Source organism: Streptococcus sp. 3874, assembly GCF_013276425.1.
Lineage (GTDB): Bacteria > Bacillota > Bacilli > Lactobacillales > Streptococcaceae > Streptococcus > Streptococcus pseudopneumoniae.
In genome coordinates this window covers 1-9,539 of record NZ_VMLA01000073.1, presented here as the reverse complement: position 1 = coordinate 9,539, position 9,539 = coordinate 1, and the positions used below count along the sequence as shown (strand labels likewise).

The window sequence follows — 9,539 nt, the reverse complement described above, 5'->3', positions numbered from 1 at the left end:
CTACTATATAATGCTTTTTTATTTTAGCTTAGTATGAGTGTCCTTGTTCACGTCTTTCTTTTCCCACATGAAGAGAGTTCTGACGCCAACATCAAAAACCTTGGCTGCCTCGACATGGCTGTGCCCCTCTTTGATGTAATCTAATTCTCGATGTTTAAAATCTGTACTATATGCCATAGCTTTATTATAACATGCTTGTTTGAAACTAAGAAAATATCAAAACTCCATAATTGTTTTTCTAAAATACAGCTTTCAAATATCCTTAAATATAATAGACTTCCTGTGAAACAAAAATATGATACAATAAAATTATGAAGCAAGTAAACAACTAACTGATACACGATTTAAGCTCCTTGTTGCTGTTCAGCGCACGACTTTTGAAGAGATGTTAGATGTATTGAAAACAGCTTATCAAGGTAAACACGCAAAAGGGGGACGAAAACCTAAACTAAGCCTAGAATACCTTCTTATGGCGACTTCAATATGTGCGAGAATATCGAACTTATGAACAAATTGCGGCTGATTTTGGTATCCACGAAAGCAACTTAACCCATCGGAGTCAATGGGTTGAAGTAACTCTTGTTCAAAGTGGTTTTACGATTTCAAGACCTCCTCTCAGTTCTGAGGACACGGTAATGATTGATGCGACGGAAGTAAAAATCCATCGCCTTAAAAAACAATTAGAGAATGATTCTGGTAAAAAGAAATGCCACGCTATGAAGGCTCAAGCGATTGTCACAAGTCAAGGGAGAATTATTTCTTTGGAGATCACTGTGAACTATTGTCACGATATGAAGTTGTTCAAAATGAGTCGCAGAAATATCGGACAAGCTGGTAAAATCTTGGCTGACAGTGCTTATCAAGGACTCATGAAGATATATCCTCAAGCACAAACTCCGAGGAAATCAAGTAAACTTAAGCCATTAACTCTTGAAGACAAAGCCTGTAACCATGCACTATCTAAGGAGAGCAGCAAGGTTGAGAATATTTTTGCCACAGTAAAAACGTTTAAAATGTTTTCAACAACCTATCGAAATCATCGTAAACGCTTCGGATTACGAATGAATTTGATTGCTGGTATTATCAATCATGAACTAGGATTCTAGTTTTGCAGGAAGTCTAGTATAAAATACGGACTAATCAAGATAAAAGAATAGTGAATCATAAAAATCGATTTACTAGATACCATAGTATCTTATAGTTGCTAATAAGAAGTTAGTCTAGCAGAATGAACCTCTCATTTCTCCCCTACTAGTCCGTAATTCGTTGATACATTTCTGGTCTTCTATCTCGAAACAAGCCCCAGTTTAGGCGTTCACTTGCTCCCTTGTCTAGGTCATAAGTAGCTAACAGAACAGCTTCTTCTTGTCTTTCAGCTCGTTCTAGAATAGCTCCTGTTTCATCCGTCATAAAGGAGGAACCGTAGAAGTCAAGACTGGAACTCTGTCCGCCATTTTCCTCACTAGGCGTGACCTCTTCCAATCCATAACGATTGGCTGAGATGACTGGAACAATATTTGCTGCTGCGTGTCCTTGCATGGTACGTTGCCAATGACCAAAACTATCCGTATCTAAAATTGGCTCTGAACCAATGGCTGTAGGATAAAAGAGCAATTCAGCACCATTTAACGCAAGACAGCGGGCTGTTTCAGGGAACCATTGATCCCAACAGATACCGATCCCGATCTTGGCATAGAGAGTATCCCAGACCTTGAAACCTGTGTTGCCAGGTGTGAAATAAAATTTTTCTTGATAATAATGGTCATCTGGTATGTGGGTCTTTCGATAAACACCCAGCACCTCACCATCTGCATCAATGACGGCAATAGAGTTATACAAGACATTACCATCTTTTTCATAGAAACTGATTGGTAAAACGACCTTTAGCTCCTTGGCAATGGTTTTAAAATGCTGAATAGCTGTATTGTCTGTCACCGACTGGGCATGCTGGTAGTAGTCATACTGACGTTCCTGACAGAAATAGGGACGTTCAAACAACTCTGGTAAGAGAATGATTTGAGCGCCTTGTTCTGTAGCCTGACGTACTAAGCGCTCCGCTGTTTGAATATTTGTTGCCACATCCTTGGCGCATTGCATCTGAATGGCTGCAACTCTTACATTTCTCATCTTTTTCTCCTATTCTGGGATTTGTTGGGTGATACAGTGGATATTGCCACCACCTAAGAGAATATCTCTGGCTGGAATTCCGACAACTTTACGGTCTGGGAAACACTCACTGAGAATATCTAAGGCTACTTGGTCGTTTTTATCTTGAAACTGAGGAACTAGGACAGCCTTGTTGGCAATATAAAAGTTTACGTAGGAAGCTGCTAGTCGTTCACCTGCGTATCGCTCTTCTTCTCCTTCTTCATAGATGTAGCCTGGCAAATCCTCTTCGGTTACAACTTGATGAAGAGCTGGAATTGGAAGTTTATGAATAGTGAAGTGACGACCTTTTGCATCTGTTTCTTGCTCTAAGAATTCGAGATCTGCTTTTGACATGGCATACTGGGGATCATTTTCGTCATCTGTCCAAGCCAAAACAAGCTCAGCAGGACCAACAAAGGCAGCAACATTATCGACGTGTTCATTGGTTTCATCCTGATAAATACCATAAGGAAGCCAAATAACTTTTTCAGCACCAAGACTTTCTAATAATGTGTTTTCAATCTCCTCTTTAGTCAAGTTAGGATTGCGACCAGGACTAAGCAAGCAACTTTCAGTTACGAGAATAGTTCCTTGACCATCGCTATGGATTGCGCCTCCTTCCAGTACAAAAGGTTTAGCATCATAGACAGGCCTTTCCAAGGCCTCAGCAAAACGACTGGCTACTTGGTCATCCTCTTCATAATCTTGATAAAGACCATCATAGGTGCCTCCCCAAGCATTGAAGGCCCAATCCACGGCTAATTTCTGGCCTTCATCATTGACAAGAATAGTCGGACCTGTATCACGCGCCCAGGCATCATTGGTGGGAATGTCTAAATAAACAACCTTGTCTCCAAGATAGGATTGGGCTTCAGATAGATAGGCCTGCTCCACCAAAAGATAGACTCTTTCCCCTTCTGCTATGGTCTCGATGATCTGAGTAAATGCTCTTTTAGCAGCCTTTCCTTGAAAAGGCCATGATCCTGGTCGAGTCGGCCATATCATGAGGGTACCATGATGGGGTTCGTACTCTGCTGGCATGTGATAGCCTAATTTTTTTGGACTGTCCATCATGATAATCTCCCTTTAAAGTCTTGATAGCCAAAAGCTTTGAGTAAGCTACAGTCTCCCTGTTCGTCCATGAGATAGAGACTTGGCAATCCAATACCATTAAAGGTATTATTTTTGACAAAAGAATAAATGGCCATGTCTTGAAAATAAAGTCTGTCTCCGATTTGGACTGGATTTTCAAAACTATAATCACCAATCACATCGCCCGTCAGACAGGTATTAGAAGAAAGTCTGTAGGTATGGGCTTTTTCCTGTGCCTCAAAGCCATTTCTCAAAGGTGGACGATAGGGCATCTCAAGTACATCAGGCATATGGCAGGTCGCAGAGGCGTCTAAAACCAAGATTTCCATACCGTTTTCTACAATATCTAATACCTCAGTTGCTAAATAACCCGCATTAAGCGCAATGGCTTCACCAGGCTCGATATAGATTTCAAGATTGTAAGTTTTTCGGATACGCTTGATTTCTGAAATCAGCAAATCCACATCGTAACCTTCTCTTGTAATATGATGACCACCACCCATATTGAGCCATTTTACCTCATGTAAGTAGGGACCAAACTGTTCTTCTACTGTTTTCAAAGTTGTTTGTAAATCATCTGCTCCCTGCTCGCAAAGGGTATGAAAATGAAGTCCGTCAACCAAATCTAGCAAATCACTCGGAATCTTGTCTATAGTAACTCCAAAGCGAGAACCTGGTGCACAAGGGTCATAGAGCGCGTGATCTCCTTGAGTTGAACACTGAGGGTTGAGGCGCAAACCAACACTGACACCAGCCTCTCGACAACGCGGACCGTGTTTACGCAACTGTCTCTCTGAGTTAAAGACGATATGGTCCGTTATCTCTAGCAATTCCTCCAAGTCTGCATCCTTGAAAGCAGGCGCAAATACATGGACTTCACCAGGAAATTCTTCCCTTGCCAATTTGGCCTCATAGAGTCCACTAGCTGTCGTACCTGATAGATACTGGCTAATCAAGGGATAAGTTTTGTAGAGGGAATATGCCTTCTGGGCAAGCAAGACCTTGCAACCGGCCTCTTCTTGTACATATTGTAGAATGCGGCAATTAGCTTCTAACTTGGCCAAGTCAATAACATAGGCTGGTGTTGGTACTTGTTCTAACTTCATTAGTCCACCATTTGTGGATTTTCAACCACAACCCATGGCAAACCATACTCATTCAAAGCTTCCATGAATGGATCTGGATCTAACTCCTCAAGGTTATACACTCCAGCTTGTTTCCAAGTTCCGTTCATGACTAATTTTGTCCCAATCATGGCTGGAACTCCTGTCGTGTATGAAATTGCTTGTGACCCGACTTCTGCATAGCACTCTTGATGGTCGCAAACATTGTAGATGTAGATAGTCTTTTCAACGCCATCTTTGACACCTGTAAAGATACATCCAATATTGGTTTTTCCGACTGTACGTGGCCCAAGACTGGCAGGGGCTGGAAGCAAGGCTTTTAAGAATTGAATCGGAACGATGTCTTGTCCATTGAAGTTAATGGTATCCGTACGAAGGAGTCCTACATTTTCAAGACATTTCATATGTGTCAAGTAAGATTGACCAAAAGTCATAAAGAAACGAATGCGTTTGACTCCAGGAATGTTCTTGGCCAGCGATTCAATTTCTTCATGGTGAAGGAGATACATATCTTTTTGTCCAACTTGAGGGAAATCATACTCACGCTTGATAGACATAGCTTCGACTTCGACCCATTTCCCATCTTCCCAGTAAGAACCTGACGCAGAAACCTCACGGAGATTAATTTCTGGATTAAAGTTGGTTGCAAATGGATAACCGTGGTCACCGCCATTACAGTCTAAAATGTCGATATAATGGATTTCATCAAAATAGTGTTTGAGGGCATAAGCTGAAAAGACACTAGTTACACCTGGGTCAAAACCAGAACCAAGAAGAGCAGTCAAGCCTGCTTCTTTGAATTTCTCTTGATAAGCCCACTGCCATGAGTAGTCAAAGTAGGCTGTAAAACCAAGTTCCTTACAACGTTTTTCGTAGATAGCACGCCACTCAGGGTCTTCTGTGTCTTCTGCTTCGTAGTTGGCTGTATCGATATAGTGAACACCTGTTGCCAAACAAGCATCCATAATGGTTAAATCTTGATAAGGCAGAGCTACATTCAAAACAGCTTCTGGTTTGTAGCTTTCAATCAGGGCAATCACTTCTTCAACCTTGTCAGCATCAAGTGCTGCAGTTTCAATTTTAGTACTTGTTTTGCCTTCTAGCTTCGCTTTCAAGTCATCGCATTTTGACTTGGTACGGCTAGCAATCATAATCTCTGTAAATGTTTCGCTATCTTGACAAATCTTTGAAATAGCAACTTGGGCAACGCCCCCACAACCAATAACTAGTAAACGACTCATTTTTTTCCTTCCTCTTCTTCTAAAATGTCCTCAACATACTTGGGCAACATAAAGGATCCCACGTGTAAGTTTGCAGTGTAGTATTCTGTGAAAAGCTGGCGTTTTTTCCAACCTTCCTTGTCAAAATCTTTGACAGGGTGGTATTTTTTCGATGCAAATCCAAACAACCAATAGCCAGCTGGGCTAGTTGGAATATGGGCCTGATAAACCCGACTGATTGGAAAGGCTTGATTGACCTTGCGGTGCATGCTTCGGCAGGCCGACTCATCCTCGTCAAAGAAGGGACTCCCATGCTGGTAAATCATGATGCCGTCTTCCTTCAGAGCTCGATAACTATTGCCGTAGAATTCCTTGGTAAAGAGTCCTTCCGTATGGCCAAATGGATCTGTCGCATCGTTGATGATAATATCGTAATCATCTTCGCAGTTTCGCAAAAAGCGTAGCCCATTTTGGTAGTAAATGGTAACACGAGGATCATCTAGCCCTGCAGCAAAGTCTGGGAAATACTCACGACAGACCTCGACCAACATCTCATCCGGTTCCACGATATCGATTTGTTCCAGTTCAGGATAGAGTGTTAATACTTGGGCAACACCGCCGTCACCACCCCCAATAACCAATACTTTCTTTGGATTTGGGTGGACAGCCATGGGAACGTGAACGGTCATTTCATTGTAGACGAAATCATCCGCATCTGAGAACAAGACATGGCCATTTAAAATCAGTATTTTCCCAAAAGCTGGCGTATCCAAGACTTCGATATCCTGCCATTCACTTTTTCCAGCGTAAAGTTGCTTGGCTGTTCTCAGAGACAATTTGACATCTGGAGTATGAACTTCAGAAAACCATAAATCCATCTATTTCTCCTTTCTCTTAATGACGTTGATGTGATTGACCTCTGGATCTTCCGTCCCTTGGAGGGAGCAACCACGTTCCTTGGCAAATTGGATATAGTCGACAATTTCTCGTGTAATGCGTTCGCCAGGAGCCAAGATAGGAATCCCTGGAGGATAGCACATGACAAATTCTCCACAGATCTGTCCAACAGATTCATCCAAGGTCAAACTTTTTCTCTCTGAATAGAAGGCTTCCTGAGGAGATAACACCAACTCGGGCTGGATATATTCTCCAGCTATCAAGTCCTTCCCATCTCGTGAGTATAGTCTCTTGATGTCAGCCAAAGCACCGACCAAGCGCTCGATGTCTTGGATGCGGTCACCAATCGAAATATAGGCCAAGATATTGCCAATATCACCAAACTCAATCTGAATATCATATTCGTCTCGTAGGAGGTCGTAAACCTCAATACCTGTTAAGCCAATACCCTGAGTGTAAACTGACAACTTGGTTACATCAAAATCACAGACCGACACACCATCTATTAACTCTTTTGAGTAGGCATAGTAGCCACCGATGGCATTGATTTCACGGCGAGCATACTCAGACAGTTCAATGACCTTCTCAAACGACTCTTTACCACGAAGGGCCAAGTTGCGACGTGAAATATCCAAACTAGCCATCAACAAGTAAGAGGCGGATGTTGACTGAGTAAGATTGATGATCTGACGGACATATTCAGGATTCATCTGCTCCCCGATTAAAAGAAGCGAACTTTGGGTCAAACTCCCACCAGACTTATGCATGGAGACTGCTGCCATATCAGCTCCTGCATCCATAGCAGAAATTGGAAGTTTATCAGTGAAATGCAAATGCGCTCCGTGGGCCTCATCTACCAAAACCATCATACCAGCTTCATGAGCCATTTTTGTCAACCCCTTTAGGTCTGAACAGATTCCATAGTAAGTAGGATTGTTAATCAAAATGGCCTTGGCATCTGGATGGTCCTTTATGGCTTTGGCTACTCGGTCATTTTCAAGACCTAAAGCGATACCAATCTTAGTATCTACACTCATCTCGATATAGATGGGAATAGCACCACACAGAACCAGCGCATTAATAGCAGATTTGTGGACATTACGTGGCAGAATAATCTTATCTCCTGCCTTGCAGGTTGACAGAATCATAGTCTGCACCGATGAAGTTGTTCCTCCAATCATGAGAAAGGCATGGCTAGCTCCAAAAGCATCTGCCCCCAGCTCCTCCGCGTCTCGAATAATCGAAATAGGATGCCCTAAATTATCCAAGGGTTTCATCGAATTGACATCAATGCCAACACATTTTTCACCTAACAGTTCGACAAGTTCTGGATTTCCCCGTCCACGCTTGTGACCTGGAACATCAAAGGGAACAATCCGTTTCTTGCGTAACTTCACCAAGGCCTCATAAATTGGGGCTTGGGTTTGATCTAACTTCTTCAAGACTTACTCCTTTACCGTATTTTTAGTGCCTCAAGAAGATAAAGGCGACTAAAGGTTGACTCATGAAAAAAGAGCAGGATTTCACCTGCTCTGCAATCTTCTGACGTGTTTATTTTGGTTTCTGTTGAGTATGTCTGTTCCTGATGTTTCCTAACTCTCTAGTAGCAAATATTACGTACTTTATTGATCGTTTCACAAGATGACGTGTGCTTTCACCACACTAAAAATTTATGAATTAGGACAAACGTCCTAACATCAACTTATAAAAGTAGGCTTTTAACCCTATCAATAATGTGGCTTTTCAACCACGCTTCGGCATTCAACCCTGCCTGTCCGTAGGCATTTTTTACTTGGGTTTATATTTGCTAGAAAACATCATCTCATTTTCTAAGCTTTATTACTATATCATGTTTTTAAGAACTTGTAAAGCGGTTTACGAAAAAAATATAAAAAGTTCGCAAAATATTTGGATTTTATTTGATTTAATACTACTTATTTTCTTGTAAACGATTATAAAGTGAACAAAATGTTTATCGTATTTAATTTAAAATTTTTATGCTATTCTATACTCTTTACCTTCGGTGTTTGATCTATCAGAAAAGATGTCGACATTTTTATATCATTAAAATCGTGCAACTTTTTTCAGATACTTTTAAAAGATTGATTTCCCTATATTTTTCCTTTATACTGGATAAAAAGGAGATTAGTATGTCAGAAACAAATCACAAAATTGATTCAAATTTTGCAGGTCGTTTAAATATCCTGCGTGCGGGTGTTCTTGATGCTAACAATGGAATTATTTCCATTGCTGGTGTGGTTATCGGAGTTGCCAGTGCCACGACCAATATCTGGATTATCTTTTTATCAGGGTTTGCGGCTATCTTAGCTGGTGCCTTTTCAATGGCTGGTGGAGAATATGTATCCGTTTCAACTCCAAAAGATACCGAAGAAGCTGCCGTTTCGCGAGAAAAACTCTTGCTAGACCAAGATATGGAACTAGCCAAAAAGTCCCTTTATGTTGCCTATATCCAAAATGGAGAATGTGAAACCTCTGCCCAACTCTTGACCAACAAGGCCTTTTTAAATAATCCGCTCAAGGCTTTGGTAGAGGAAAAATACGGTATTGAGTATGAAGAGTTTACCAATCCTTGGCATGCTGCTATCTCTAGCTTTATTTCTTTTTTCCTTGGTAGCTTATCACCAATGCTGTCAGTGACCATTTTCCCAAGTGATTACCGCATCCCTGCTACTGTCCTTATCGTCGGTGTGGCCCTTCTTCTCACTGGCTACACTAGTGCCAAACTTGGAAAAGCCCCAACCAAAACAGCTATGATTCGGAACCTAGCTATTGGTCTTTTAACCATGGGAGTTACCTTTCTGCTAGGACAACTTTTCAGCATTTAATACTCTTCGAAAATCTCTTCAAACCACGTCAGCTTCGCCTTGCCGTATATATGTTACTGACTTCGTCAGTTCTATCTGCAACCTCAAAACGGTGTTTTGAGCTGACTTCGTCAGTTCTATCTGCAACCTCAAAACAGTGTTTTGAGCTGACTTCGTCAGTTCTATCTGCAACCTCAAAACAGTGTTTTGAGCTGACTTCGTCAGTTCTATCT

8 protein-coding genes and 2 pseudogenes are annotated in these 9,539 nt (G+C 41.5%); 2 read left to right on the top strand and 8 right to left on the bottom strand.

Annotation, left to right across the window (positions count from 1 at the left end):
* Positions 1 to 37: 37 nt before the first annotated feature.
* A pseudogene (locus tag HT703_RS07725) lies at positions 38 to 177 on the bottom strand (IS630 transposase-related protein); the annotation flags it as partial.
* A gap of 130 nt (positions 178 to 307) precedes the next feature.
* Between HT703_RS07725 and HT703_RS07720 the strand changes: the two are divergent.
* Positions 308 to 1,106: pseudogene (locus HT703_RS07720) on the top strand (IS5 family transposase); the annotation flags it as partial.
* A 145-nt stretch (positions 1,107 to 1,251) separates the two neighbouring features.
* Here HT703_RS07720 and aguB read toward each other — a convergent pair.
* From aguB to HT703_RS07690, 6 genes are read right to left on the bottom strand one after another with little or no spacing between them, the layout of a single operon-like run.
* Positions 1,252 to 2,127 (bottom strand): N-carbamoylputrescine amidase, encoded by an 876-nt coding sequence (gene aguB, locus HT703_RS07715; protein WP_050208470.1) that lies wholly within the window; start codon positions 2,125 to 2,127, stop codon positions 1,252 to 1,254.
* 9 nt (positions 2,128 to 2,136) lie between these two features.
* Positions 2,137 to 3,222: an agmatine deiminase gene (gene aguA / locus HT703_RS07710; RefSeq protein ID WP_138707879.1), complete on the bottom strand. Its 1,086-nt coding sequence runs from the start codon at positions 3,220 to 3,222 to the stop codon at positions 2,137 to 2,139.
* Positions 3,219 to 4,346: a carboxynorspermidine decarboxylase gene (gene nspC, locus HT703_RS07705; RefSeq protein WP_172930012.1), complete on the bottom strand. Its 1,128-nt coding sequence runs from the start codon at positions 4,344 to 4,346 to the stop codon at positions 3,219 to 3,221. Before nspC ends, aguA begins: the two co-directional genes overlap by 4 nt.
* Complete coding sequence (locus HT703_RS07700) at positions 4,346 to 5,605, bottom strand: saccharopine dehydrogenase family protein (protein WP_050208464.1); 1,260 nt, start codon at positions 5,603 to 5,605, stop codon at positions 4,346 to 4,348. The genes nspC and HT703_RS07700 overlap by 1 nt, the downstream gene beginning before the upstream one ends.
* Positions 5,602 to 6,462 (bottom strand): polyamine aminopropyltransferase, encoded by an 861-nt coding sequence (speE, locus tag HT703_RS07695; RefSeq protein ID WP_000366717.1) that lies wholly within the window; start codon positions 6,460 to 6,462, stop codon positions 5,602 to 5,604. The genes HT703_RS07700 and speE overlap by 4 nt, the downstream gene beginning before the upstream one ends.
* Complete coding sequence (locus HT703_RS07690; RefSeq protein WP_023934025.1) at positions 6,463 to 7,923, bottom strand: aminotransferase class I/II-fold pyridoxal phosphate-dependent enzyme; 1,461 nt, start codon at positions 7,921 to 7,923, stop codon at positions 6,463 to 6,465.
* A gap of 708 nt (positions 7,924 to 8,631) precedes the next feature.
* Between HT703_RS07690 and HT703_RS07685 the strand changes: the two genes are divergently transcribed.
* Positions 8,632 to 9,327 carry a VIT family protein gene (locus tag HT703_RS07685; RefSeq protein WP_054393134.1) on the top strand — a complete coding sequence of 232 codons (696 nt, stop codon included), beginning with the start codon at positions 8,632 to 8,634 and terminating at the stop codon, positions 9,325 to 9,327.
* A 28-nt stretch (positions 9,328 to 9,355) separates the two neighbouring features.
* Here the strand turns inward: HT703_RS07685 and HT703_RS07680 are convergent.
* Positions 9,356 to 9,539, bottom strand: a 184-nt coding sequence (locus HT703_RS07680) for a hypothetical protein (RefSeq protein ID WP_172930011.1), incomplete at its 5' end; no start/stop codon positions are given.

Excerpts from the sequence above, each read along its gene's own strand:
- nspC (WP_172930012.1), bottom strand. The coding sequence starts at position 4,346 with ATGAAGTTAGAACAAGTACCAACACCAGCCTATGTTATTGACTTGGCC.
- aguB (WP_050208470.1), bottom strand. The coding sequence starts at position 2,127 with ATGAGAAATGTAAGAGTTGCAGCCATTCAGATGCAATGCGCCAAGGAT.
- HT703_RS07700 (WP_050208464.1), bottom strand. The coding sequence starts at position 5,605 with ATGAGTCGTTTACTAGTTATTGGTTGTGGGGGCGTTGCCCAAGTTGCT.
- speE (WP_000366717.1), bottom strand. The coding sequence starts at position 6,462 with ATGGATTTATGGTTTTCTGAAGTTCATACTCCAGATGTCAAATTGTCT.
- aguA (WP_138707879.1), bottom strand. The coding sequence starts at position 3,222 with ATGATGGACAGTCCAAAAAAATTAGGCTATCACATGCCAGCAGAGTAC.
- HT703_RS07685 (WP_054393134.1), top strand. The coding sequence starts at position 8,632 with ATGTCAGAAACAAATCACAAAATTGATTCAAATTTTGCAGGTCGTTTA.